This window comes from Candidatus Tisiphia endosymbiont of Beris chalybata, from assembly GCF_964026555.1.
Classification (GTDB): Bacteria; Pseudomonadota; Alphaproteobacteria; order Rickettsiales; family Rickettsiaceae; genus Tisiphia.
Window position 1 is genome coordinate 363,588 of the sequence record NZ_OZ032159.1, and the last position, 26,937, is coordinate 390,524.

The following is a 26,937-nucleotide window of genomic DNA, read 5'->3' on the forward strand; positions in this document are numbered from 1 at the left end:
GAGAATCTAATGGATTATTATAAAAATTACAAGTAAATCTCTACTTAAGTCTTACTTATTCCCCTTAATTCATTATAAAAATAATTATTAGACTTCCTGCATAAGTCGAGCTAGTGGGTGAGTTTGTTAAACTTAGCTTAGGTTATGAGAACATTGCTATCTAATGGTCGATTTTGTCGTTATTTATATTCGCGAATTCTCATATATCCCTAGTGCACTGCAGCTTAGCAAGCGAAAATGCCTATAAATCTCCTCATCACATTGAAATATTTACAGGACTTAGATTAATCATGTTAATTAATTTGCGTGCAGCTTCTTTTTCTGCGGCTTTCATAGTAGGCCCGGTACCGGTTTGATGATATTTCTGAATAGAGTGGTTAACATCATGTAATTCCACTGTTACTAAAACAGTAAAAATAGGGGAGTGGGGCAGGCCTTCTCTCTTTATTACTTCATATAAAGGCTTGCTAGTTCCCTTTTTTTGAACCAACTCCTGTAAAGTACTCTTAGAATCATAACCAGTTAAATCAGTAATAGATAGAAACTCTTGCCACAACCCGTATAATATTTTTTTAGTGGTTTCAATGTTGCTATCAAGATAAATAGCGGCAATTAACGCCTCCATAGCATTTTCTACATTGTTCAGATTATTCCTACCTCCCAAAATTTCTTCTCCATGAGTCATGATAATATAGTCGGATAAATTGAGTTTAGCGGCAATTTTGCATAGTAACTCTTTGGATACTAAGTAAGATCTAATTTTAGCTATTTTTCCTTCATCATAAGTAAGATGATTTTTAAACAGAATTTCTGTGATAAAAAAGTTAATTATCGAGTCACCCAATAATTCTAAACGTTCATAGTTTCTTTGGTCTCCATATTTAGAGATATGCTGTTTTAGGGAAGGGTGGCTTAATGCTTCAATTAATAAGTCGTTATTATTAAAGCTGTAAGCTAGCGTTTGTTGCAATTTCTTAGGGCTAGATATACTTCCACTATTCTTGGTGGTTATCATTTTAGTGAATCAGTCCTAGCAGCCATTTGGGATGCTCCAGATAGAGGCTTAAATAACCGGTTAAGTCTTATGGAAGTAATCCACGGGACAACGCGCATCCACGTTTTAATATCAAATATTTGGTCTATTAATGGTACCTCATCTTTCCATAATTTTTCTTGGGTAGAAAATATAATAAAGCGCGCTTTAGCAATACAATTTTCAAATGGTACATATCCTAGATCCATTCTACTATCCCGAGACTCATCTCTGTTATCGCCAAGAAAAAAATATTTTCCCTCTGGTACTTCAAAGCTACTGTCTTCTGTTACTACTGCTTCTGGGAACTTTTGTAATTGATAGGTAATGTAACTTACCCCATTGGGTAAGGTTTCTTTAAATTTTTTATAAACTTTTCCAGACTCGCTAGTATATATCCCGCTTGCTGTCCGTTCTACAGCTTTGCCATTTACATATAGTAAATCATTAATTATTTGTACTTTATCTCCAGGCAAACCAATTAACCTTTTAATATAACGTATACCCATATTATTAGGAGGACGGAAAACAATTATGTCTCCCCTTTGAGGGTCAGCTTTAAATATTCGCCCACTAAAAATATTAGGGCTAAATGGGAAAGAATATCTACTATAACCGTAAGAATATTTGGTAGAAAAAATATAGTCATTTTCTAATATGGTAGGTTTCATAGAGCCGGAAGGCACAAAAAAGAGCTCCATAACAAAAGTTCTAACCAATAAGGCTAACAATATTACTAAAATTAAAGAGAATAAATTCGGAATTTGAGTATTTTGGTCGGGTATTATATTAGTCTTATTCATATTATATAATTAATCTTTATCTTATTATTTTACTAGGGTTGAAATCAAAATTAAACTCTTTCCATATATTATAACGCTTTGGGTCTAAGTTGTTGATAGGGCTTGCCTTCCATACAGCTCGTACAGCACTATCTGATAGAGCATTACAAGCATTATGGGGTATTGTAGGGCATATAGCTTCTTTTACTGTTACTTCTGTAATGCTACCATCTTGGTTAAATGCTATATATAAAATCACCCGTGCTTGTTCAATATTTTGTACTCCAATAGGAATATTCCAATGTTTTTCAATTTGTTGCTTTATTAAAGATATTTCACTAATCGATAATGACAAATTAGCATCATATGGGCCTTTTGAGTCATGGGCCTCTAACTTTTCTTTTGGCCTTGCTTTATTAGCCGTCTTAGAATTGCTCCCTTCAGAGGATTGTTCTAAATTTTTCAGTAATGAATCTAGCTCAGTTTGATCAAGAGTTTTCTTTTTAGCGGCAATTTGTTTCTTTTCTACAGGTTGTTCTTCTGGTGTAGGTTCAGGCTTCTTTTCTTCTACTGGTTTAGGTTTGCTTTCTTTTACTGGCTCAGGTTTTTCTTCTGGTGTAGGTTCAGGCTTTTTTTCTGCTACTGGCTCAGGCTTCTTATCTTTTACTAGTTCAGGTTTTTCTTCTGGTGTAGGCTCAGGCTTCTTTTCCTCTACTGGTTCAGCTTTACTTTGAACAACTTTTTTAGCTACTTCATTTTCTAAAGCTTTATAATTTTGCTTGATTTTATTAGGTACGTTCGCTTTGCTACTTATTGGTAACATCTCAAAAACTATTACTTGTTCTTCAGGGACCTTAGGGAATAAGAGAGGTAGACCGAATAAAAAGAAATATATTATTAGCAAATGTATTATAATAGAAGCAATAAAAGCAATAGAAAAAGTATCAATATTATTTTTCATTAGATTTAATATTTGAAATCAGTGCTACTTTGGTAAAGCCTGCCGCATGAATTTCAGCTACTATCTCCACTACTTCACCATATGACACGTTTTTATCGCCGCGCACAAAAATTCTAGTGTCTTTTTTTTCCTTAGTAATATTAGAAAGTTTATTAGCTAAATTTTGTCTGCTAATTTTACTTTCTAATAAATATAATTCCCCCTTATTATTAATACTAATAACCAACGGTTCATCCTGCCCTGCAAGTGGGCTAGAAGTAGTACTAGGTAAATCAACATTAACACCTGATACTAACATGGGAGAGGTAATCATGAAAATAATCAGTAAAACTAACATGACATCTACCAGGGGAGTAACGTTAATTTCACTCACTAAAGATTGCCTGGCTCTTTGATTATTTGGTTTTTGTAAACTAGAAGCCATTACATCTTCTCCTCATCTATCGCGCGAGTTAGGATAGAATTAAGCTCATTAATGAAATCATCTATTTTATTATGAATTTTAGTGATCTGCGCAGAAAGATAATTATAAAAAATAACCGCCGGTATTGCAGCAAATAAGCCAATAGCAGTAGCAAGTAAAGCCTCCGCTATACCCGGAGCTACTACCGCAAGAGAAGTGTTTTTTGACGCTGCAATGGATTGAAAACTATGCATAATCCCCCAAACAGTCCCGAATAAGCCGATAAAGGGGGTACTAGAAGCAGTAATTGCTAAGAAACTAAGATTTTGTTCTAATCTTTCTATTTCACGGTTTTTGACTAAATACATAGATTGGATAATGCGTTCTTTATGGCTTATTTTAAGATTATCCGTTAGATTTTTTGAGTTTTGGCGTTTACATTCATTCATTGCTGCTATAAACACAGCAGCTAAAGGGTTATTGATAGCCCTCTTAACAGATTCATAGAGTTGATCTAGGAGTACCCCGGACCAGAAAGTAGCTTCAAAAGAGGCTATTCGCTTTTTTAAGTAAGATAAATTAATCAGCTTATCTATAATTACTGCCCATGCCCAAATAGAGGCAATTACTAAAAGTAATATCACTGATTTGCCTATAATATCCGCAGATGATACAAGAGAAAGAATTGATGAATTGCTTTGTGCGGTAATTTCTACAGCGTCATTGATATTATTAGAGGTAGTCATGCAGATAATTAACTAAAGTTATACAATGTATTATATCTAGCATTAATTATTATTTTTGCAAGGGACTTATTGTATTATTTTCTTTTTTAGGATAGACCTCCTTTAATTGGGATGGACTACTCGCTTATCTTTTAAGAGCTTCTTTGCTCTTACTATACCTAAATGTTCTGAACTTTTATTAGGAGCATCATGTCGATAAATAAAATCTCTAATTATTGGAACAATATATTTATTAAATTTACTGCCGCTAAAAGTACCATAATGTCCTGCTCCTTCTTGTAAATGATACTGTTTCATAGAGTCAGGAATATTACAACATAATTCTAATGCTGCTTTAGTTTGCCCAACTGCCGCTATATTATCTCGTTCCCCTTCTATCCCAAGTAAAGCACATTTTGTGATATTTTTTAAGTCGATTTTACGATTTTGGGATATTAGTTCTCCTTTTGCCAGGGCGAATTCTTTGAATACTTCATGAATGGTTTGTAAGTAAAATTCTGCAGTCATATCCATAGGTGCTAGATATTCATCATAGAAAGCGATTGTATGATTGGCTTCAGCAATCTGTCCCTCTAATAAATTTTGTAATAATTCTAGGTGGGAATTAATATGTCTTGGAATATCTAGGCTCATAAAAGCCATCAGTTGCAGGAACCCTGGATATACTTTTCTTCCATAGCCTTCATAATTAACTGGGACTGTTGTAGTCATTACTTGACAAAACCAATCCATACTTTTTCTAGTTGCGAGATTATCCACTTCTGTAGGATTCATCCTTGCATCAACGGGTCCTCCTATTAAAATCATGGAGCTCGGTACATTGACATCATTACTTTGAGAGAGGATGCTAATAGCAGCAAGGAGCGGTATCGTTGGCTGACATACTGCAAGAGTATGTAGGTTTGGGCCTAAGAGAATTAAAAACTCAATTATATAATTTATAAAATCATCTAAGTCAAATTTACCTTCTTGTAGTGGTACCATATTGGCATCAACCCAATCCGTAATATATACGTCTGCAAATGGTAATAATCCTTTGACAGTGTCTCTTGTTAAGGTCGCGTGATGCCCTGCCATAGGTGCTACTATTAGTAATTTAGGTAAAACTTTAGTTATACCCACTTTGCTGAAATGTCTTAATTGACACCATGTTTTAGAGCAAACTACTTTTTCCTCTATCACATATGGTATACTATCTACGGCGCATTCATTAATATTAAATTTGGGTTTTTTATAAGTTCTTGTCATTCGCTCGGTAAGTATTAAATGTGCTAGCATAATATTAGCAAACCCTGTATTATGAATAGGATTTTTAGGACTTACCACCCAATCTTTTAAAACTTCTATATTCATACGGAAGGGGATTAGCGAAGCTCTATGTAGCTCAAGCATATTATAATAATTACTCATACATTTTTATCCTTAAAATATTACTAGCCAAGTTCTACTACATTACTAAATAAATAGTATATTAGCTAATATATTATTTATTTAACTAAGTTATTTTATCATTAAACTTAATTATATTTAATAAATCTAGGGTCTGGTAGGTAATTTTATTAAGGTTACGTGATAATAATATAGCAATGCTGATGAATTTTTATATAATATTAATTGATTTAGTCAGGCTACAGGCTACTTTATAGAAGGTGGCCTAATATAGAAAAGGTTAAGGGCCTTGAATAATCAACTCTTGAGAGGCGAGCTCATATGCAGGAAGTCGAATCTAATAGTTTATAGTAAATTAGTGTTAGCGTTAGTGAATTTTATGATAATGTTTATAGATGAATAAAAAAATTATTGCCTTAGTTGGTAGACCTAATGTGGGGAAATCCACCCTTTTCAATCGGTTAGCTTTACATAAAAAAGCAATTATTCATGACCGCCCTGGAGTGACGCGAGATCGGAAATACGCTGATGCTGGGTTAGCATCAACTGAGTTTACTATCATTGATACCCCAGGATTAGAAGAGGCAGAAGATGGCAAATTAGAAAACCGGATGATGCAACAAACTGTAGAAGCGATAAAAGAGGCAGATTTGCTCTGCCTGATTGTTGATGCTAAGGTAGGGATATTACCGGAAGATAAATTTTTTGCTAATTTTATTAGGAAATATGATAAGAAGACCATTCTAATAATTAATAAATGTGATGGAAGATTTGATTTTGCTAAAGAATATTATAAGTTAGGTTTTAATAATTTGGTTCCTATTTCCGCAGCGCATGGCCTAGGAATGGCGGACTTGTATGATGCAATAACTGAAAAATTAGAATTTGAGCAATTCCCTCTCAAGTTCACTGATCCGATAAAAGATAATTATTTACAAATAGTCATCAGCGGCAGGCCAAATGTAGGAAAATCTACTTTTATTAATGCTCTTATTAATCAACCAAGGTTACTAACCGGTAGCGAGGCGGGAATCACTAGAGAATCGATAGAAATTAATTGGGAATACCAAGGCAGGATGATCAAATTAATTGATACTGCAGGATTACGCAAGAAAACTGTAGTTACTGAATCCTTAGAAAAACTATCAACTTCTGATACTATTAATAGCATCAATTTTGCTAATACTGTAATCTTAATGATTGATTCACGTTCTTCTTTAGATCAACAAGACCTCAATATTGCCAGTTATGTAATAGAGCAAGGGAGAAGCTTAATTATTGTAGTTAATAAATGGGACCTCATTGCCGATAAAGAGAAAGAAGGCTTGAGGGAAGCATTTTTATATAAAATAGAAACTTGCCTACCACAAGTTAAAAATATACCAATAGTGTATATGTCTGCCTTACAAAAACAGAATATCAATATGGTATTAGATGCAGCTATAAAAATTTATGCTTTATGGAATAAAAAAATTACCACCAGCAAGTTAAATGATTGGTTAAGCTTTGTGACCCAAGATCATCCTTTGCCGCTACAAAAAGGTGGGCGGCGGGTCAGAATTAAATATATGACTCAAACTAAAACTAGGCCACCAACTTTTAAGCTATTTTCCAATAATCCAGAAAAAATTACCGATAGCTATACTAGATACCTAGTAAATCAATTACGTGAGGCCTTTGACCTACCAGGAGTACCAATAAGGTTTATTTATATTAAAACTGAGAATCCTTATGTGAAATAGAGGCAATAATAAACTTCTATAGAACTTAAGGAACTTGAGTGGTGGTGGAAGTAGATCTTCACCACCTTTTCTTATCTACCCCTCTCCTATAAGTGAAGCGTCTTCAATATTATCAGGCTGTATATATACTTCCTCTAATATTGTTGCTGGTGCAGGATCACTATAGTTAATCTCTGGGATTAGAGGTACTTCTCCTAATTTTACCTGTTCACCTTCTTGGTCCACAACTTTACTTTTACCCCCCAACTCATCACCAAAGCGAAAAACTTTAATGTTTGGGTGGGCAGAGAATTCAGGCAGATACAGTGGATCATAATCAAATATCTCGCCAATTTCTAGATGAAGAGGGCTGTGAGTTGGAATAGCCTTGACTCCCTCCAAAAAATCTTTAATTACTATGTTCCCTGAATTTGTACGGAACCCAATATGACTTATTTCTGGTAGCTCTTTAATTACTAATGCTTTAAACAGTGCGCAGACTTGCTTATTATACCCTACGCGTTGTTGGGGGTCTAAGCTGTCCTCTAGAAGAATATCCCCATCTTCATTTCTCTTCTTATTCATCCCATGAAATATTAAGCTGACCTTCTGAAAGGGTAATGCTTCTATATCTACGCGTGCAAATGTTCCATTATATCCTGCATTAAACCAAATCATGAAAGGGACATTTGTTCCCTGGCTTGAGTTATACTTGATGCTTTGAGATATCTGCTTAACAAGATAGTCGCACCGCTCTGTTACCTCTCTTTTGTTAAGAGCTCCACAGGGATAGGGATAATATAGATTGTTTGGCAGTAATTTAGGCATAACTTTATCCTTTATTAAAGGTTAACTGAAATACAACAATGAATTAATTATTTAATAACATATTAATGTTTGATTGTCAATAGATTTTGACTTGACTTTAACGTGCCTTCTGATAGCATCCAGAGGGGTAGATTTGGGCTCTTTTAAGAGAAGAAATTTGATAAGATTTACTTGAGAATAAAATGGCGGGACATTCAAAATTTAAAAATATTCAGCATCGCAAAGGTGCGCAAGATAAAAAAAGAGCAAAAATTTTTACTAAGTTGGTGAGAGAAATTATTACTGCCGCTAAAATGGGAACGGATGTCAATAATAATCCACGTCTGCGGAATAGTATTATTGCGGCGCGTAGTCAGAATTTACCACGCGAGCGAATTGAAAAAGCGATAAGCTCCGCTAATGATTCTAGTAATACCGAAAATTATACTGAGATTAGATATGAAGGGTATGCACCTTCGGGAATTGCCATCATAGTTGAAGCTTTAACGGATAATAAAAATCGTACTGCGGCTGAAGTGAGGGCAGCTTTCACAAAATTTGGTGGTAATTTAGGAGAAACTGGCAGTGTGAGCTATATGTTTGATCACCTGGGAGTAATTAGGTATCCGTTACAAATTGCCTCAACAGACTCTATACTTGAAGATGCATTAGAAGCAGGAGCAAATGATATGATCTCTGAAGAAGAATTTTATTTAATTTATACTGATATTGAAAATTATGCTCAAAGCCTTGAAATATTAACTAGTAAATATGGTGAACCTATAGAATCTTATATTAGTTGGATCCCTAAAAATCTTATCACTATAGATAATAAAGATAAAGCAGAGAAATTGCTAAAATTAGTCGACTTGTTAGAAGAAAGTGATGATGTACAAAATGTGTTTGGTAATTATGAGTTATCTGACGAAGTTTATGACCAGATGAAGGATATATAAATGATCTGCCAAATTATTGTTTTAGCTGCTGGAAATGGGCATAGAATGAACTCGACATTACCAAAAGTAATGCATAAGGTTGGGGGTAAAGCAATGATAGAGAGGGTGCTTGCTAATGCCCAAAGAATAACGGATGATATTATTTTAGTGCACTCTACCCAGTTAGAGCCGTATATTACTTCTTATAGAAATATTTGCAAGTTTGTATTACAACCAAGGCCAGTTGGAACAGCAGGCGCTGTTTATAATGCTTTAGATTTAGTAGATGATAATAAAATAGTCGCGGTATTGTATGGAGATAATCCCCTGATTACCCCTACGATTATAAATGAATTACTGCATCATTTAGTAGCTACTAATTCATCTCTTGCCACCCTATGCTTTGAGCGAGAGAATCCTGCGGAATACGGCAGAATAATTACTGATCTATTAGGTAATTTTATAAAAATTGTGGAATTTAGAGAAGCAAATAATGAGGAGAAAGCGGTCAAGCTTTGTAATTCTGGAATTATGGCATTTAAACCTGCTATATTGAGAAAATATTTACCCTTAGTTTTGCAGCAGCATTCTGATCCCTTAAAAGAAGTATATTTAACCGCTATTGTAGAAATTGCTAAAACGCAAGGGGAGCTGGTGTCTTATTTATTGTCTCAAGATGATAATTTAGTAGTTGGGGTCAATACTACCCAAGAATTAGAAGAGGCGAATAAAACTATTACTCATTTAGATATAGCCTGCGGTATTTAGCTGGTGACACTTGATTTTGCAGGATTCGGTTGTGCTCACGTATTCTCTATACGCTGCGCAACCTCGCCTTTAAATTCAAGTGTCACCAGCTAAATCACTTTGGCTATACGCTAGCAAACAATTAATTGATAGAGAAATTATGGCAAGTGAAATATTATCATACCCGGAGGTAAAGAGCTTAGATAATGAATGTAATAAATTAATAGTACTCTTACATGGTCTTGGCTCAGATGGTAATGATTTAATAGGATTAGTTCCTTTCTTAGCCCCGGAATTGCCCAGTTGCCACTTTATCTCTCCTCATGCTGTTGAACCTTTCCAAGGAAGGCCCTATGGTAGGCAATGGTTTCCGATTAATGGCTGTAGCCCTGAAATGTTTGCACGAAACATTAGCTTGCTTGAAAATATCATTCAAGAAAAACAAAAAAAGTTAAATTTAACTAATAAAGACACTATTATTATCGGTTTTTCGCAAGGTACGATGGTAGGATTATATTTAAACTTCTTGCAAAAAGAACCATTTTATGCGGTCGTAGGATTCTCGGGTAGGTTAATTCTGCCTCCCGAATGTATAAATAAAACTACTCCCATTTGCCTAGTACACGGCGAATTAGATGATGTAGTTAAGATCAGCGGTATGGAGGAGATAATTGAATATTTAAAAAAATATAACATCCCTTACAGTAGTTATAAAATACCCGATCTTATGCATACTATTGATTCTCGGGGGCTTAAATTTGCACTAAAATTTATCAAGGAGCTGAATTAATGAGTATTTTTTCAAATAAATTATCTGAAACGGATAATGAAATATATCAAATTATTAATGAAGAAGCAAAACGGCAGAATGATGTTATAGAATTAATCGCTTCAGAAAATTTTGTTAGTCCAGCAGTATTAGAAGCGGCAGGTTCAGTTCTGACTAATAAATATGCGGAAGGCTACCCTGGCAAACGGTTTTATAATGGCTGTGATCAGGTAGATAAAATTGAAAATCTAGCTATTGACAGAGCCAAAAAGCTGTTTAATTGTAAATACGCCAATGTACAACCGCATTCTGGCTGTCAAGCTAACCAGACAGTATTCTTAGCCTTATTAAAACCTTATGATACCATCCTAGGAATGTCATTAGATACGGGGGGACATCTAACGCATGGTGCCCCTCCCAGCCTATCTGGCAAGTGGTTTAATGCTACTTCTTATAGTGTAGATAAAAACACTTATTTAATTGATTATGAGCAAGTAGAAAAATTAGCTTTAGAACATAAACCCAAATTAATTATTGCCGGCTATTCTGCCTACACGCGGCAATTGGATTTTGCTAAATTTAGAGAAATAGCTGATAAAGTTGGGGCGTATTTACTAGCAGATATTGCACATATCGCTGGGCTGGTAGCGACAGGAGAACATCCTAGCCCATTGCCTTTTGCGCACATTGTCACTTCAACTACTCATAAAACTTTACGGGGACCGCGGGGAGGCTTAATTCTATCAAATGACGAAGAATTAGGAAAAAAAATAAACCTTGCTTTGTTCCCTGGGCTACAAGGTGGACCTTTAATGCATCTTGTGGCGGCAAAAGCTGTAGCATTTTTAGAATGTTTAAAGCCAGATTATACGCTATATATTAAGCAAGTAATTGCTAATGCTAAGGCTCTTGGTAGCAGCGTAATGAAAAGGGGCTATGATATTTTAACTAGTGGTACTGATAATCATATGATATTAATTGATTTAAGAAAAGATGGGATTACCGGTAAGCTAGCTGCTGATGCACTTGAAAGAGCAGGGCTAACTTGTAATAAGAATGCAGTACCATTTGATCCTACTTCTCCTTTTATCACCTCTGGTATTAGATTAGGAACGCCAGCCTGTACTACCAGAGGGTTTAAAGAAAATGAGTTTTTAGAAATTGGTGAAATGGTATGCGATGTACTAGATGCGCTAAAAACCAACCAACGTATTAGTGAATGCGAGGATAGTGTTTATAAGCGAGTCCAGCATCTAGTCAATAAATTCCCTATCTATTAAACTCCCTGCATAAGTCGATCTATCCTCCTCTGAAGATGAATTTGCATGCGTCGTTACCATTCCGTCCCTATTATCTATAGGCTCTACCCTCGCTCCTAGCAGCAAAATCATCGAAAGAGGAGGATCAGTTGGTGATTTTGTCATCAAAACTTGCTTCCGCTCCTTATCTCCTCATTTCCTTAAAATTCCCTGTAAGATGCGAGCTAGGGAAGAAATCTATTTTTAAATCCAACTCGAGGAATCATTCGAGTAATAAAGAAAAAGATTTCATAAGTCATGTGACTTATATACCATAGATATAATTTATTCCTGTAAATAATAATAAATCATTAAAATTTATCTAGAAATTCTTCATTAAATCCCTTTTAATATATTACGAAACCTATGATTAAATTTATATATATAATTGCTATATAGGAAATTAATTATAAGTTAGGTAAATAAAAATAAGCAACGCTGGCTACTAAGCGGAAAGCATTTGCGCCAGATAAAGCCTCTATTTGCATCAATTAAATATATTAGACCTCTTGCATAACCTAAAGATAATTGAAGAATTTTTAGGAGAAACGAAGTCGAGTACCGCAGCGTACATAGACGTACGTGAGAAACAGAGAGGAGTTTCGACGACAAAATTACCAATTAGATTAGGTTATGCAAGAGGTCTATTATACTGCAGCTCAACAATTCTTATTTCATTTGAAATGATAAGCACCTACTGGCCCCATGTAAATGTTAGCAGTTTGTAATTATTTTATAATAGGAATAAGGGGTTTTTTTGAGTGCGAGGGAAGTAATGCAGGCAAGGGATTCGACAGTTAAGGAGCTATTGTTTGTAGCCTCTTAAAGAAAATGGAATTAGCGAGTTAGAAGGAGTTTGAGATTAGATAAACCGGATGGATACCAAGCAAAATTAAATAATAATTAATATTATTTAATTCCAGAGTTCAATTCAATAAATCTCACTTTTTACTGCAGTTAATTATTAATCAATTATCAACAATAACAACAAGGGAGTTTTATGAGAAAATCAATTAGAATGGTTACTAAACAGCCAAAGGGAACAGAAACGAAGGAACATGATATATCGCTTGATTCTACCAACTCAGTCATTTCCGATAGTTCAAGCAGTTCCGGCAGTGCTACTAAGGATTCTTCCCCCTTAAAAGAGCAAGGAAAAGGCTTACAGAGTCTAGCGAGCATGGAGGGCCTAGCGACTATTATGGCACTGCAACAAGCCAGGCAGGATTCTAAGGGGATCTTGGCTGCTAAAAGTGGCGCTCAAGTATGGGCCAAACACCCTGAGAATTTAGAGCCTCAACATAAGAAGTTGCTGGTAGAAGTTTTAAAATTTGAAATATGGGCCTCCTTAAAACAAAATGCAAGTAAATCTACGCTTGAAAAATATGCACAAAGGCTAGAGAACATCTTAAAGGATGATAATGATGCGGCTTTTACTTCTTATAAAGCTATTAAGGAATTGGTACAAGATACAGATAAATGGGAAAAATCTACGCGATTGTTTTTTAAAACTCATATTATTGATAAGATTATCTCATTAGGAATTACGGCACTAGAAAGTTTAGTAGAACAATTACAAAATTTACTCACTGCTGATAAGTTAGATATTGAAGCAGCTCATGCTAAAGTCGATGAGATTGATCGATTCATGCACGAAAATTCTGCTCATTTAGATATAGGAGAGAAAGTGACGCTGCAAGAGAATTTTTGTACATTATTACAAAATCTTGCTAACCAATGTATGGAAAATGAGCAATATCAAGATAATGTAGAGTTTTTAAGGAAAGCTGATGAATATACTGAGAAGCACAACGCTACCAAAGCACTAATTGCTAGGGAATTAGGGGTAGCTTATTCTTTGCTAGCTAATCAAGCACCAGGCGCGATGGGAGTTTCGGAAAAGAGTACGTGGGAAGTGCAAGCGATAGATAAACTAGCGGAGGTACTTAAGTCCACTCCTAAGGAAGTAGACCAGCGCCCAGAAATTTTGCCATACTTGGCACAAGCCCATTATCAACTAGAGAATTATGATGACGCTAAGATCACTTGCACTATTGCTATGGAGCTCTGGAAAAGTGGAAAAATAGAAATAGATCCATATTATCAAGATAGAATAGCGGACACTCTATATAAGTGTGGTAAGCAATTTGGAAAAGCGCAAGCCAGCTATCCTAAAGCTTTTGATTGCTATGAAAAGGCTATTATATCTAGCTTTAATCTAGAAAAAGCTACGACTGCAATAAGAGAGATTGATAAATTTAAAGATGAGCTTCCTCCTAATTTTAGTATAATATCTTTTATTGATAATGTCGAAAAAGCCTTAAAAACAGCAGGAATACAAAAGGATATTAACGAATTCTATCAAGAGGGCAGCCCCCTGATCAAACTTGCTGCTTATTGTACATTAGGGGAAAGTAAGATAGGGCAATATAAAATAGAGCCGTTTAAAGCAGCTAAAAGATATGCTGACGAGTTAGTAGGCCAGAATCCAGCTACAATTTTACAACTCAAATCTTACTATACTAAAATAGCTCTGGGATTAATTAATACCCATCCGGATTTAGCAGAGGCAGCGCAGGATATGAGAAATGTTAGTGACACATTACAACGTACTCCGCAAGTTTTTAAGATTTTGCGTGAAAAGCCAGACATGATTATCGCAAAGCTTTCATCTATCTTACCGGCAGAGGAGCTAAAGGCTTTCTCTAAGGCTCTTGATGTTGACACAGCCGCTTCTACCTCGTCCGCTCCTAAGCCAGCACCAAGAAGCTCAGAGCATGCTAATAAGGTTTATGACCTTGAGAAGGAGCTGGAGGCTAAAGTTGGTAATAATGAGCTTAGCAATATTTATCCCGATTTATCAAATGCATTAGGAGAAGTAGCGGATTTACCTAGTAGTATCGCTTAATTTTCTTGATATAGACTTCCTGCATAACTCAAAAATAGTGGAGGGATTTTTAGGAAAAATGAAGCTGAGCCGAGCTGCGTATAGCCAAAGTGATTTAGCTGGTGACACTTGAATTTAAAGGCGAGGTTGCGCAGCGTATAGAGAATACGTGAGCACAACCGAATCCTGCAAAATCAAGTGTCACCAGCTAAATACCGCAGGCTATACATGAATGCAGCTGAGGAGCGGAGGCAAGTTTTGACGACAAAATCATCCACTAGACCGGGCTTATGCAGGAAGTCTATTAAAATGCTCTATAAATCACTTCTATCAAAATTTCCTGCACAGCAATTATATTTTATCTATATTTAAAATAAGAATTGTTTAGCTAAGGAGGTTAGACAAAAGCACGTTTTTGTTGAATTTATAACTACTTATAGCATATTTCTAAGATATAAGAACCTAGGGCTGTCACTGCCTGATTTTGGTAAGAATTTGCTTTGCTATATTAGTAGAAGTTAAACCAAAGAAGGAATATAATTCACTAGCCGAAGCAGAATGCCCAAAATTATTAACTCCGAAAAACATACCGTCTTCTCCGATAATTTGGTGCCACCCAAAGCTACAGCCTGCTTCTATAGCAACCTTGAGCTTGGTATTAGATAAGATATTTTGGATATAGTCGGTATTTTGTTTAAAAAATAGTTCAAAACATAATAGTGAAACTACCCTGATATTTAAGCCATTTTGCTCAAGTATTTCTTTGGTGGATAAGGCAATTGCTAATTCAGAGCCTGTGGCGAATATAGTGACATCTGATTTATTCATCGAATCTGCAGTTATTAGACCTCTTGCCAAACTCGCTACTACATTACCAGTAGGAGTAGAGTTTGGAAAAAGATCTACTATATAGCCTCCTTTATTGGATGTAGGATTATCGTTAAATATTTGAGGAACAGCTTGCCTAGTTAACGCAAGGACAGAAGGGCCTTGGGTATTAGATAAGGCAAGCCTCCATGCTTCTTTTGTTTCAATAGAATCAGCAGGACGAAATAGAGTCATCCCTGGTAAAGCCCTAAGATTTGCTAGATGTTCAACAGGCTGATGAGTAGGTCCATCTTCTCCTACCCCAATTGAGTCGTGAGTTAATACATAAATAACTTGCTGCTGCATGAGACAAGCAAGCCTCATGCTAGGTTTCATATAATCAGAAAACACTAAAAACGTTCCTCCTATTGGCAAAAAACCGCAGAGAGATAAACCATTCATTATGGCAGCCATTGCATGTTCGCGGACCCCGTAATGGATGTAATTTCCGCTAAAATCATCTTTATTAATAGCTCGTATTTTACTATTTTGGATATTATTAGAAGGAGCTAAGTCAGCGGAACCGAAAATAATTTTATCCGATTGCGTGGCTAACTCTGCGATAATTTTACCAGAGGAGGTGCGAGTAGCTTCCTCCTTGTCCACCTTAGGCATATTGGTAAGAAAGCTACAATCAATATTAGGTTTGTTTAGATAATATTTGAGATCTTTGCTCAGGGTATCAAAATTTTTATACCATCGATTATAATTTTCTTGATTTCTTAGCCATGCATCTTGCCATGTTTCTTTTAAATCTTGCGGGATATAGAATGCCTCATCTTTAAACCTTAACCTTTCTTTCATTAACTTAATTTCTCCAGCTCCTAGGGGGGAGCCATGCACACTTGCTGAGCCTACTTTATTAATACAACCTTTACCAATTAAGGTACGGCAAGCAATAAAATAAGGTTTATCAGAATTTTGGGCTTTACTTAATACTGAATTAATATGAGTAAAATTATGCCCATCTATTACTGCAGTATTCCAGCCTAAAGCTTTAAATTTCATTATATGATCTTCTGAAGCAGTTAAGCTTACAGGGCCTTCAATTGTGATTTTATTATCATCAAATAGAACTATCAAATTATTAAGAGAGAGGTGACCCGCGACCGAAGTGGCTTCATAGCTTATGCCTTCCATTAGGCATCCATCTCCAACTATACAATAAATTTTATGATCACTAATAGATTTTCCTAATTTGTTTTCATATTTTTTTTGAGCAATAGCCATGCCTACTGCATTAGCAAAACCTTGCCCTAGGGGACCAGTACTCGTCTCAATCGCTTCATATGCGCCATATTCTGGGTGGCCAGGAGTTTTAGAGTGAAGGGTACGAAATTGTTGTAAATCTTGTAGATAAAAATCCTTATAATTGGTTAAGTAGTAAAAAGTATAGAGAAGCATAGAACCATGACCTGCTGATAGCACTAAGCGGTCTCGATTAAACCAGGTAGGGTCAATTGGATTAAATTTTAAAAAATTAAATACCAACATGGTCATAACATCCGCCATACCAAGTACCATTCCAGGATGACCGGACTGCGCAAGCTCTACACTATCACTAGCTAAAACCCTTATACAATTGCTTAATTTTAAGTAGTTTTTTGAATCTTTGAGTATTTTATTAAACTGCATTATAATAAATATTACTTTTTTATGTTTAAAATAGATGAAAAATCTTTATAAAAACTATATAAACTGATACAAAATAGACCTCAAGTAAAAATAGATATTATGACAACAAAACTATTAATCGCTTTTGTGTGGGTTAGAACTTTATTTAGACAATTATGGTTATCTATTAGTTCCGTAAGATTTTATCAAGAAGTATATAGATTTTATCAGGGTTATGGCACTAAATATTTATTTACTATATCTTTTTTATCTTCTTTAATATATTGCTTTTTTATTTTACATTATTTATTAACTTTAAAAGATTATTTTACGGACCAGCATTTAACTAACAATGCTACCACTATTGGTTATATATTAACCCAACTGCCGGAGATTTATTATGATGGAAGTAAGATTGTAGTAGAACAAGAAGAGCCTATATATTTATTTGATGAAAATGATAATAAAATTGCGGTTATAGATTCAAAAAATCAATTATCATACAATGAGAAACTGAGGATCCCCGTAGTTTTTTCTAGCCATAATATAACTATTTCTACTATTAAGATTACTGATCAACAAAAGGGCGATTTTACTATTGAATATCCTAAATTATTGAATTCGGAAGCACATTTACTTACTGCAGAAGTAATAAAAAAGTATTTCTCTAAGATCACCAATAGAGCTCCTAAAATATTTATTTATCTTGTTACTCCTTTAATAATAATTGGGTGGTTTTGTTACAATTTATTGGAGAAAAGCTTTGTTATTCTGTTAGTCTATGTATTAACTAATTTTTTTGGCCCTAAATCTTCTATCCAGGCGTGTAGTAGAGTAGTGTTATTTTCTAGCGGTGTATCTCTATTACTACAACCATTGGCAGTTATATTTTTACCCAGCTTAAATAGCCTAATATTCTTCATACAAATGTTTGCTAACTTATTATTGTTTTTAGGAATTTTGAGAATACGTAATAATAGTAATACTCTACACACATGATTTTTAAATCTAACACGCGGGATCATGCGAGTATAGAATTCTTAGTAATAATTATGCAAAGATTAGCAAAAGTCATTAGTAATGCCGGACTATGTTCACGGCGGGACGCAGAAGTCTTAATAAAAAATAATCAAGTAAAAGTGGATGGCGTGATTATTAATTCTCCTGCTATCAAGGTGAGTCACATTTCGACCATTGAAGTTTCAGGAAGAGTAATAACACAAGAGAAGCTGATTCGTTTATGGCGATATTATAAGCCTGTTGGCTTAATTACTACTCATAAAGATACCCATGGTAGGGCCACTGTATTTGCAAATCTGCAGGGTTTGCCAAGGGTCATTTCAATAGGTCGGTTAGATTTAAATAGTGAAGGATTATTACTGCTTACTAATAATGGTGATTTAGCGCGCCAACTTGAATTACCTGATACTAAAATGGAGCGTATATATAAAGTAAGAGCTTATGGCAATCCGTCTATTTTATTAAAAAACTATCAAAACATAACAATCGAACAAGTAAGATATTATGTTAAATCAATTGAATTAGTGAAGTCATCTCACTCTAATAGCTGGTTTGAGGTAGTTCTTACCGAGGGTAAGAACCGTGAAATTAGAAGAATATTTGAATATTTTGGTTTAAAAGTTAATCGTTTAATTAGAATCCAGTATGGGGATTTTGTGTTAGGAAATTTGCAGCCAAATGAATATCAGGAAATAGACTACAAACAATTTAAGCAATTTTTATGATTAGAATTATAGCAGGTAAGCATAAAAATCGTATAATTCCCACTTTTAAAAACGCAAATTATCGACCTTCTACTGGAAAAATAAGAGAGGCGATTTTCAGCATCCTCACCTCAGGAGAATTTGAGAGTAGAGAACTATTTGCCAGTAATACTAGTATACTTGATTTATTTAGCGGTACCGGTAGTCTTGCGTTTGAAGCGCTCTCAAGAGGGGCAGGGCAGGTGACACTAGTTGATATAAATGCTAATTATCTACGAGTAGCTCAGGAATTTGCTATGTTAATACAGCAAGAAGCTAACACTATTTTTTTAAATCTTAATGCTTGTACCTTGCCAAAAGCTACTAAAACATTTGATTTAGTCTTTATCGATCCTCCATATTATAATAACTTGGTAATAACATCAGTTAATAGCTTAAAAAAAGGTGGATGGTTAAAAGAGGGTTCAGTGCTGGTAATAGAGCTAGGCAAAACTGAAATATTCGCTGATAATTGCTTTGAATTAGTTAAAGACAAAATATATGGAGATAGTAAGTTATTAGTTTTAGAATATAGCAGCTATTTAGCATTTGACTTCAGGGGAGAATGATGATCGTTTTCTCAAGTGGAGAAATTCGGACGGAATGTATGTAGAATGAGTAAAGTAAAAAAACAATATATATGTAGTAATTGTGGTAATACTACTCCCAAATGGGCAGGGCAATGTTTTGATTGTGGTTTATGGGGAGTAGTTGAGGAAGAACTCGTGAATAATTCTCCATCAATTAAATTAGGTAATAAACTCCAGGTCCAGAAGCTTGATGGGATAGTTGAAGAGAGATTATATAATATCACTCCTATTAATGAGTTAAATAGAGTTCTGGGAGGAGGGCTAGTCGCTGCTTCAGCAACTTTAATTGGCGGTGAACCTGGCATTGGAAAATCCACTTTATTATTACAATTAGCTTCTGACTCCTCTTCTACGAGCATGAATTGTTTATATGTAACGGGGGAAGAATCAGCTCAACAAATAAAACTCCGAGCATTAAGACTTGGGCTTAATAATCAAGCCACCTCTATATTAGCTGCGGTAAATGTTGAAGATATTATTGCTACTATTGAGGCGAATAAACAAAATATTGATTTAATAATTATTGATTCAATACAAACTATGGTGACTAGTACGCTGTCCTCCCCTCCTGGTACTGTGTCGCAAGTAAGGGCGTGTGCGAATGAATTAGTGAGCTATGCTAAAAATAATAATATCATAATTTTAATTAGTTGTCATGTTACCAAAGATGGGCAATTGGCCGGTCCTAAGTTACTTGAGCACCTTGTGGATACGGTATTATACTTTGAGGGGGATCATAATAGTCATTTTCGTATTTTACGTTCTAGCAAAAATAGATATGGAGGAGTAGGGGAGATTGGGGTTTTTGATATGACCGCTAGCGGCCTTAAAGAAGTCCCTAATCCTTCAGAATTATTTTTATTAAAAAGAGAAAAAAACGTCAGTGGGGTGGCAGTATTTGCTGGAATTGAAGGCTCTAGACCGTTATTAATCGAAATACAAGCATTAATTGCCCCCTCAACTATTCCTATGCCTAGGCGTTCAGTAGTAGGGTGGGAATTGAATAGGTTAGCGATGATAATAGCAGTGCTTAACGTACGGTTTAAGCTGAATTTATCTACTAAGGAAGTATATTTAAGTGTGGCAGGAGGACTGAAAATTACTGATCCTGCTTCAGATTTAGCGGTAGCCGCAGCTTTAATTTCAGCAGCAACCAATAAAGCAGTACCAGAAGAAAGTATTTTCTTTGGAGAAATTGGCTTATCCGGGGAAATCAGAAAGGTAAACGGGGCAAAAACTAGGATCAAAGAAGCTAAAAAGTTAGGGTTTAATAAAATAGTTTGCTCTAAGCTGGAAAAATTAGAATATGAATTAATTCATCCTATTAGTAACTTAAGAGAATTGGGAGCGTTTCTAGAAAAATAAACATTCATAAATATTATTTTTATAACATTTAGTTAGAAAAATAGAAGCGATAATTAAGAAAAATTAATAAATCTTTAGTCAGCAAATGAATGGCAGGGCGCCTAGCCCAGGATCTTAAATAATTATAGTAATTAATTCAAAAGGGGCAAAAGAGTACCTCACTGCTTTTAACGTCTATTATATATTATAGCTTTTCCTTGACAAATAATAAATGCTCGTTATTTTATAGGTTAAGATTAAGTGATTATAGGTCCTATTATGTCAACAGCAAAAACCGCCTCTAAAAATAACCCTACCTCTCGGGAGCAAGCTAAAGAGTATTTTTATCAGGGCAAAGAAATTAAGCCAGTAAAGCTTATAACGAATGAATCTACGCGTTTTGCAGCAGAGTATAAAAAATCAGGAGACTTAGTGGTAGGAGCAGATAGCACTATATTGCCTTGGGTCAGAGCAAAAAATTAAATTCTGATATATGGGGTAAGATATTTAGACCATATAATTATTAGCGAATTTTCTTACGTAACAGTAAGAAAATCTTGATACCTAACTTTTTGATCTCAGGAATATCTGTTTTTGGGGATGTAGCTCAGGGGTAGAGCATCTGCTTTGCACGCAGAGGGCCGGGGGTTCGATTCCCTTCATCTCCACCACATACTTATCAGGCCTCCAAGAATTTCATAATTTTCTTCCAAAATCCATATGCTGCCTATATGCTGCTTTTAAATACAGTTATGGCTATTTAAATTGCTCGCAAACCCTTACTGGATCTGATGTTCAGCAGGCAGGATTATGCAGCAAATAGTCAACTTTCCTTCCACCCCCCATATTTCTACTGATAGTAACAATGATGCTATCTTCTATAATTTTGTTGGTAATTTTGTGCCACCAGAGTGGCGGGATCTTCAAGGTAGTGGCGGTAAGGATTTAAGTAAAACTGCGCGTCAACTCCTCTCTTTGATAGTTTTTCGCCTTCAGATTTGTCATAATAGCGGCTCCCATCTGCAAGAAGATGAGTTGCAAGAATCTTATCATTTCTTTGAGCAATCACTCGGAGTTTGTCAAAGGCGGATTAGACAATGTATGCTTGAGCTGCAAAATGGAAGTTTTATTCATCTATACAATGCCACCGTTATCAAACAGCACATAAAATGTCGAAATACTCCATGCATCAAATTGGCAAAAAATTTTCAGCCTTACCCGAAAAAAATTTCGCATGAAGCTGAAAAAAGTTTCGGGTTAACCCGAAAAAAATTTCAGGCACACAATATTATAGATATTAATAATAAATCTAATAGGTTTTGTCGCATCTGCAAGTGTAGTTTTATCTGGATTTAAAAATCTCAAGATTAAAATATTATGCAGCCCTCAGTACATGACATAAAGGTTAACATGATATAATTGTTGGTAATTTGGGGATTAGAGGCTTGATAAATATATCAATAATGCTGGATAGTTCCTTGTACATTTGCCCTTGGTTTAAATATATTCTTCGTAAGTAATCAAGTCCATACCTAAAAGGTGACATAGCCTTTCTGCCGTGAGTTTTCAATTTTATAGGCCAGATAGAATGCCGCCATAAGCCCACAGTATAAGCAAAGGTAAAAGTTATAGCTAATATCCCTAATAATTTGTTTATTCTATCCAAATGTACTAAATGGGTATTTTCAAAGTTGAAGCCACGCGTCTTAAGGCATGCAAAAAGATTTTCAATTTCCCAGCGTTTTTTGTAAATATCCAAGGCCTGATAGGGGTTGTCATTGGTTGCTATAATTACTAATTCTCCTTCTCCGTTACGCAAAGCAGCCACAGAAACTTTAGGTCCTTTATAGTTCTTACCTAAATATCTCTTACCTCTGAGTACTTTATATTCATTATTCTGTAACTTCTTTACTAATGGATTTGCTGTCACTAATTCGTTTTCTGATCTACCAATAGTTAAATTTTGCTTAATTCTTATATAAAATGGAATATTACGATCTGCTAGAAATTTCAACCAGTCATCACCGATAAATTCACGATCTCCAAGCAATGCTGATATTTTTTCTACTCCAAATACTTGCAAAAATCTACCTATTAATTTCTGACGTTCACCACTATTTGAAACGCCAGTTTTTGGTAACATGTCCCACATGATTGGTATAGCTATGCCATTATGGCAGATTGATAATACTAAAATATTGATATCAAGCTTGCCAAATTTCCAGTTAGTACGATCCAAAGCCAACAACCATTTTTCTGATTCAATTTTGGCAAATGCTACTAATAATTTAGCCAGTGCAGTATAACAAAAACTAAAGCCAGAAAAAAATCTTTGTAGTTTGCGATATCGAGAATTATCATTGCCAGCTCCTTGAACTACCAAAGCTAGTTGAGTAAGATTGACATCTCTGACATAGAACAATCCTGTTATTATCTGCTCGATTAATTTTATACTTGCAAAACTCTTAAAAAAATAGTTTCCTAATAGTTGTGATAACGCTGAAGTCATTCTCCTTCTCCTTAAGTCTTAGACAACTTAAGTTATAGGACTTTGATCATGCGTTATCCACTGTTTTTTTCCTTGTTAACCTTTATGTCATGTACTGAGATGCAGCCATTAATGTTACAAAATTGGTTCTGTCGCATTTATTGACTAATAGTTTAGCAGAAGGTATAAAGACATAAAAATACAGTCAAAATAATTAAGATGCCATTTCAAATTTCTGCTAAATTGTTAAAATATTTCAAAGGATATTGCTCATCAGCTGAAATCATCATGTTATTTGTCTACATGAAGTGTAGATTTTCTTTAAGCTATAGAGATTTAGAGGAGATGGCTGGAATTAGAGGAGCATCGATAGATCACGCCACTTTACAAAGATGGGTTATAAGGTTTGTAAAATTAATAGATATGCAAGTCAGGAAATACAAGAAGCCAGTTGGTAGAAACTGGAGAATGGATGAAACGTATATTAAAGTAAAGGGTAACTGGGTTTATCTGTATAGAGCAGTTGATACTATGGGTAACACCATAGATTTCTGCTTAAGGAAACATAGAGATACTGCAGCTGCTAAAGCATTCTTTCGGAAAGCTTTTAGACATAACGGTCATCCTATAAAAGTGAATATTGATAAAAGCGGTAGCAATACTGCTGCCCTTAACAGCATTAATAAGGATTTGCACGAGGAACAAAAAATTAAGGTTACTCAGGTTAAATACCTCAATAACATAATTGAGCAAGATCATCGCTTTATTAAGAAACGAACTAAGCCGATGCTTGGCTTCAAAAGTTTTGCTTCTGCTAAAATTACTATTGCTGGCTGCGAGAATATTAGGATGATTCAAAAAAAACAAATTACTAAGGCTAACTATAATTTTTCTACTTTTGAAAATTTTGTAACATTAATGGCTGCATAATATTTTAATCTTGAGATTTTTAAATCCAGATAAAACTACACTTGCAGATGCGACAAAACCGGTAATTTATCTGGTTTTACTACTTTAACATCAGAGGCTAGAAAATATGGGGGATGCGTACTTAGCGCTACCCAATCAATTAATCAAATATTTGATAATTTCGGCATGTTGCAAGGCAGTAGTATCTTTGGCCAATTTGCTACTAAGTTTCTCTTTAGAAGTGATGAGCCAGCCACAGCTAAAATCATCACCGAGATTTTTGGACAACTAGAATATGCTACTTCTCAGAAGAATACCTCTTATGGGGCTAATGAGTATCGTGATGGTATTAGCTATACTGAACAAACCAAACATAAAGCTTTAATTACTACAGATCACCTTGCTACTTTAGCGGATCTAGAATGTTTTGTTGGTCTACCTGAACCAAAAGCCAGAATAGCAAGAATCAAAGTACCATTAGCAGTTGATGCTCCCTTGAAACACCCTGGTTTTATTGAAATAAATAAAGAATAAGTATGCAGGATCAAATAAATAATAATCTAACAATAGAAGACCAATTACAGCAAACCTTGAAGAAATTACATTATGAGATAGATTTTGTCACAAAATCACTTGATATTAAGAGTCAGAATTTCAATGCTACTTTGCAAAGCTCTATCTTAGAATTTGAGACTTTATTAAAAAAATTAGAGAATTTAGTTGAACAAAATAAAGAACAACAAAATAGAATATCCAATGAACTAACGACATTTACTCTTTTGCCAGAAAAAATAACCAGCAACATAGTAAATATTGTCCCACAAATAGCGCGTGCAGTAGAAACAATACATCAGTCTCATATTATAAAGATTAAAGAGCAGTTTCTCTCATTACAACAAGAAATAGCTAAAGAAATAACTAATTATCACAGTAAATTGGCAGAAATAACAAATAGATGTTTAGAAGATAGTAAAATAATATCAACAAGAAGTAGAAGAAAGTTTTGTACCCTACTCGCGATAATGGTGGTATTCTCTGCTCTAGTTTCAGGTATTACCAGCTATTTCGTCACCATTGGTTTCCCAAGATATGTTGAAATCAAAGGGGTGAATGACTTATCGGTGTATGATAGTAGAGTAGAAGTCTGGGGATCAGTTAAAGATCAAAAGGACTTAAAAGTTAACAAAACTAAGTAATGTTAGGGTCCTGCTCAATCTAAGTTAACTAAATGAACTTGGCTTTATAAGAACTTTGCTATAAAGTAGGTAGCAATAAAAACAGAAAAGGTAAAATGGCTGATCGCTTTAAACATGATAAAATCTTTCGAAAAGCGTTGCAGAACCCGCTAGTAGCACATGAGTTTTGTAATGCCCATTTACCGAAATCTATTAAAGATTCGTTAGATTTCTCTAGTTTAAAAATGGATAATACCACTTTTATAGAACAAGATTTAAGAGACTCGATTACTGACGTACTATTTCAAGCTAAGTTTGATAAGCAAGATGGTTATTTGTATCTGTTACTGGAGCATCAGAGTCATCCTGATCATTTTATGGCGTTCAGACTCTTCAAGTACATGATCAATATTTGCGATAGACATTTAACACAACACCCCAATACTAAGACTTTGCCATTAGTATACCCTTTGATATTTTATAACGGTACAAGAAAATATAATGCACCTCTTAATTTGTGGAAGTTATTCGAAAATAGTCAATTAGCAAGAAGCATTTGGATCAATGATTACCAACTGGTAAATGTTCACGACATTCCCGATAGTGAGTTCAGAGAAAGAATTTGGTCAGGGATTCTTGAATTTTTTATGAAGCACATACACGAACGAAATCTACTTAAGAGATGGCAAGAAATACAAGATATATTACCGGAGTTTACCAAACTAACTATTGGCTATAGTTATCTTGAATTAATTCTTCGGTATACTTTGACAAGAATAAAGCAAGATGATAAAATAGAGTTAGAAAAGTTGTTAACAGCAACATTAAATCAAGAAACAGGTACAAAACTGATGTCTAGTTTAGCACAACATTGGGAACAAATCGGAGAAGCTAAAGGAATCCAAATCGGAGAAGCTAAAGGAATCCAAATTGGTGAAGTCAAAGGTATTCAAATCGGAAAAGCTGAAGGAAAAGCTGAAATGATAAAGATGATGAGGAATAATGGATATTCTATTGAAGAGATTTCTAGAATTACCAAATTATCTATTACTGAAATAAGTACATTATTGCAATTAACATAAATTCATGATTGGCAAATTACTACTGTTATCAGATTACTTGAAGAGAAAACCACTGTTGATTACATTGCCGAAGTTACTGGTTCTAATATAGAACAGATACAAAAGATAAAAAATAAGCTACAATATAATTATGTTTTTAAGTAAAAATTAGTAATGTTACTAACTCCAAAACAGCTAGATTTGATTGAGTTGATAGATAAAAAAGTAAAAGAAATTGTTGCCAGAGGGGGAAGTGAACAAGAAATATTAGTGACTTTTGTAGATGATATGCTTGCTATAATGACTATAATAGATTCTGTTAAAGAAGGTACAACTGAAGAAGAACAAAAGTACTTTAATCAATATAATGGTTTTTATCAATATATAAAAATCTTAGAAACTTTAGCAGTAGGTATTAAGAATGCCAAGGGTAAAGTTTAGAATGATTATCAAAGAAATTACAAGTTAATAAAGTAGTAATATTAACAATTTTTAATATTTTTTGTAAAAAATCTATCTTATTTTAAGAGGTTTTTAGCTATTAAATTTAATAAGTATTGTAGAATGGATATTAAAACAGAAAACCTTTTAAAAACGCTTGTATGACTGTTTTTTGATAGGCGGCTAAATTTTAGTTAAAAATTACCC

26 protein-coding genes, 1 tRNA gene and 1 pseudogene are annotated in these 26,937 nt (G+C 34.5%); 19 read left to right on the plus strand and 9 right to left on the minus strand.

Features of this window, described 5'->3' with window-relative positions; all coding sequences use genetic code 11:
* Positions 1–256: 256 nt before the first annotated feature.
* The 6 genes from rnc to phaZ form a co-directional block, all read right to left on the minus strand.
* Positions 257–988 carry a ribonuclease III gene (gene rnc / locus AAGD44_RS01800; protein ID WP_341764649.1) on the minus strand — a complete coding sequence of 244 codons (732 nt, stop codon included), beginning with the start codon at positions 986–988 and terminating at the stop codon, positions 257–259.
* Positions 989–1,011: 23 nt separating this feature from the next.
* Complete coding sequence (gene lepB, locus AAGD44_RS01805; protein WP_341764329.1) at positions 1,012–1,836, minus strand: signal peptidase I; 825 nt, start codon at positions 1,834–1,836, stop codon at positions 1,012–1,014.
* A gap of 16 nt (positions 1,837–1,852) precedes the next feature.
* Positions 1,853–2,776 carry an energy transducer TonB gene (locus AAGD44_RS01810; protein ID WP_341764330.1) on the minus strand — a complete coding sequence of 308 codons (924 nt, stop codon included), beginning with the start codon at positions 2,774–2,776 and terminating at the stop codon, positions 1,853–1,855.
* A complete protein-coding gene (gene tolR, locus AAGD44_RS01815) occupies positions 2,766–3,200 on the minus strand; it encodes a protein TolR (protein ID WP_341764331.1) in 435 nt (144 codons plus the stop codon). The genes AAGD44_RS01810 and tolR overlap by 11 nt, the downstream gene beginning before the upstream one ends.
* Positions 3,200–3,925, minus strand: a complete 726-nt coding sequence (gene tolQ, locus AAGD44_RS01820; protein WP_341764332.1) for a protein TolQ — start codon at positions 3,923–3,925, stop codon at positions 3,200–3,202. Before tolQ ends, tolR begins: the two co-directional genes overlap by 1 nt.
* 102 nt (positions 3,926–4,027) lie before the next feature.
* A complete protein-coding gene (gene phaZ / locus AAGD44_RS01825; protein ID WP_341764333.1) occupies positions 4,028–5,335 on the minus strand; it encodes a polyhydroxyalkanoate depolymerase in 1,308 nt (435 codons plus the stop codon).
* 374 nt (positions 5,336–5,709) lie between these two features.
* On the opposite strand from phaZ, the gene der reads away from it, so the two are divergent.
* The gene (gene der / locus AAGD44_RS01830) at positions 5,710–7,056 is read left to right on the plus strand and encodes a ribosome biogenesis GTPase Der (protein ID WP_341764334.1); all 1,347 of its coding nucleotides are present in this window, start codon (positions 5,710–5,712) and stop codon (positions 7,054–7,056) included.
* Between the two features lie 75 nt (positions 7,057–7,131).
* Here the strand turns inward: der and AAGD44_RS01835 are convergent, their stop codons facing one another.
* Complete coding sequence (locus AAGD44_RS01835; protein WP_341764335.1) at positions 7,132–7,863, minus strand: hypothetical protein; 732 nt, start codon at positions 7,861–7,863, stop codon at positions 7,132–7,134.
* A gap of 182 nt (positions 7,864–8,045) precedes the next feature.
* Here AAGD44_RS01835 and AAGD44_RS01840 point away from each other — a divergent pair, with 182 nt between their 5' ends.
* The 6 genes from AAGD44_RS01840 (at position 8,046) to AAGD44_RS01865 (ending at position 14,499) form a co-directional block, all read left to right on the plus strand.
* The gene (locus AAGD44_RS01840) at positions 8,046–8,798 is read left to right on the plus strand and encodes a YebC/PmpR family DNA-binding transcriptional regulator (protein ID WP_341764336.1); all 753 of its coding nucleotides are present in this window, start codon (positions 8,046–8,048) and stop codon (positions 8,796–8,798) included.
* Entirely contained in the window at positions 8,799–9,545 is a 747-nt protein-coding gene (locus tag AAGD44_RS01845; protein WP_341764337.1) for an NTP transferase domain-containing protein, read from the plus strand.
* A gap of 139 nt (positions 9,546–9,684) precedes the next feature.
* Positions 9,685–10,314 (plus strand): hydrolase, encoded by a 630-nt coding sequence (locus AAGD44_RS01850; RefSeq protein WP_341764338.1) that lies wholly within the window; start codon positions 9,685–9,687, stop codon positions 10,312–10,314.
* A complete protein-coding gene (gene glyA / locus AAGD44_RS01855) occupies positions 10,314–11,573 on the plus strand; it encodes a serine hydroxymethyltransferase (protein ID WP_341764339.1) in 1,260 nt (419 codons plus the stop codon). Before AAGD44_RS01850 ends, glyA begins: the two co-directional genes overlap by 1 nt.
* Before the next feature lie 527 nt (positions 11,574–12,100).
* Complete coding sequence (locus tag AAGD44_RS01860) at positions 12,101–12,319, plus strand: palindromic element RPE1 domain-containing protein (protein ID WP_341764340.1); 219 nt, start codon at positions 12,101–12,103, stop codon at positions 12,317–12,319.
* Between the two features lie 272 nt (positions 12,320–12,591).
* Entirely contained in the window at positions 12,592–14,499 is a 1,908-nt protein-coding gene (locus tag AAGD44_RS01865) for a hypothetical protein (RefSeq protein ID WP_341764341.1), read from the plus strand.
* A gap of 450 nt (positions 14,500–14,949) precedes the next feature.
* On the opposite strand, the gene AAGD44_RS01870 is transcribed toward AAGD44_RS01865, so the two are convergent.
* Positions 14,950–16,980, minus strand: a complete 2,031-nt coding sequence (locus AAGD44_RS01870; protein ID WP_341764342.1) for a transketolase — start codon at positions 16,978–16,980, stop codon at positions 14,950–14,952.
* 99 nt (positions 16,981–17,079) lie between these two features.
* Here AAGD44_RS01870 and AAGD44_RS01875 point away from each other — a divergent pair, with 99 nt between their 5' ends.
* The 7 genes from AAGD44_RS01875 (at position 17,080) to AAGD44_RS01905 (ending at position 22,012) form a co-directional block, all read left to right on the plus strand.
* The gene (locus tag AAGD44_RS01875) at positions 17,080–17,958 is read left to right on the plus strand and encodes a DUF1189 family protein (protein ID WP_341764343.1); all 879 of its coding nucleotides are present in this window, start codon (positions 17,080–17,082) and stop codon (positions 17,956–17,958) included.
* A gap of 53 nt (positions 17,959–18,011) precedes the next feature.
* Positions 18,012–18,704 (plus strand): pseudouridine synthase, encoded by a 693-nt coding sequence (locus AAGD44_RS01880; protein ID WP_341764344.1) that lies wholly within the window; start codon positions 18,012–18,014, stop codon positions 18,702–18,704.
* Positions 18,701–19,291, plus strand: coding sequence for an RsmD family RNA methyltransferase (locus tag AAGD44_RS01885; RefSeq protein ID WP_341764345.1), 591 nt, complete (start codon positions 18,701–18,703; stop codon positions 19,289–19,291). Before AAGD44_RS01880 ends, AAGD44_RS01885 begins: the two co-directional genes overlap by 4 nt.
* 45 nt (positions 19,292–19,336) lie before the next feature.
* Positions 19,337–20,677, plus strand: a complete 1,341-nt coding sequence (gene radA, locus AAGD44_RS01890) for a DNA repair protein RadA (protein ID WP_341764346.1) — start codon at positions 19,337–19,339, stop codon at positions 20,675–20,677.
* 258 nt (positions 20,678–20,935) lie between these two features.
* Positions 20,936–21,139: a hypothetical protein gene (locus tag AAGD44_RS01895; protein WP_341764347.1), complete on the plus strand. Its 204-nt coding sequence runs from the start codon at positions 20,936–20,938 to the stop codon at positions 21,137–21,139.
* Positions 21,140–21,252: 113 nt separating this feature from the next.
* A tRNA-Ala gene (locus AAGD44_RS01900) sits at positions 21,253–21,327 on the plus strand.
* Between the two features lie 139 nt (positions 21,328–21,466).
* Positions 21,467–22,012 (plus strand): hypothetical protein, encoded by a 546-nt coding sequence (locus AAGD44_RS01905; protein WP_341764348.1) that lies wholly within the window; start codon positions 21,467–21,469, stop codon positions 22,010–22,012.
* Positions 22,013–22,061: 49 nt separating this feature from the next.
* On the opposite strand, the gene AAGD44_RS01910 is transcribed toward AAGD44_RS01905, so the two are convergent.
* Positions 22,062–23,165 (minus strand): IS4 family transposase, encoded by a 1,104-nt coding sequence (locus tag AAGD44_RS01910; RefSeq protein WP_341763462.1) that lies wholly within the window; start codon positions 23,163–23,165, stop codon positions 22,062–22,064.
* A 198-nt stretch (positions 23,166–23,363) separates the two neighbouring features.
* Here AAGD44_RS01910 and AAGD44_RS01915 point away from each other — a divergent pair, with 198 nt between their 5' ends.
* The 5 genes and pseudogenes from AAGD44_RS01915 (at position 23,364) to AAGD44_RS01935 (ending at position 26,730) form a co-directional block, all read left to right on the plus strand.
* On the plus strand, positions 23,364–24,074 hold the full coding sequence (locus AAGD44_RS01915) for an IS6 family transposase (protein ID WP_341764349.1): 711 nt from the start codon (positions 23,364–23,366) through the stop codon (positions 24,072–24,074).
* Positions 24,075–24,188: 114 nt separating this feature from the next.
* Positions 24,189–24,587: pseudogene (locus tag AAGD44_RS01920) on the plus strand (type IV secretion system DNA-binding domain-containing protein); the annotation flags it as partial.
* A gap of 2 nt (positions 24,588–24,589) precedes the next feature.
* Complete coding sequence (locus tag AAGD44_RS01925) at positions 24,590–25,249, plus strand: hypothetical protein (protein WP_341764350.1); 660 nt, start codon at positions 24,590–24,592, stop codon at positions 25,247–25,249.
* Positions 25,250–25,344: 95 nt separating this feature from the next.
* Positions 25,345–26,310, plus strand: a complete 966-nt coding sequence (locus tag AAGD44_RS01930; protein ID WP_341764351.1) for an Rpn family recombination-promoting nuclease/putative transposase — start codon at positions 25,345–25,347, stop codon at positions 26,308–26,310.
* Positions 26,311–26,463: 153 nt separating this feature from the next.
* On the plus strand, positions 26,464–26,730 hold the full coding sequence (locus AAGD44_RS01935) for a hypothetical protein (protein WP_341764352.1): 267 nt from the start codon (positions 26,464–26,466) through the stop codon (positions 26,728–26,730).
* Positions 26,731–26,937 lie beyond the last annotated feature (207 nt).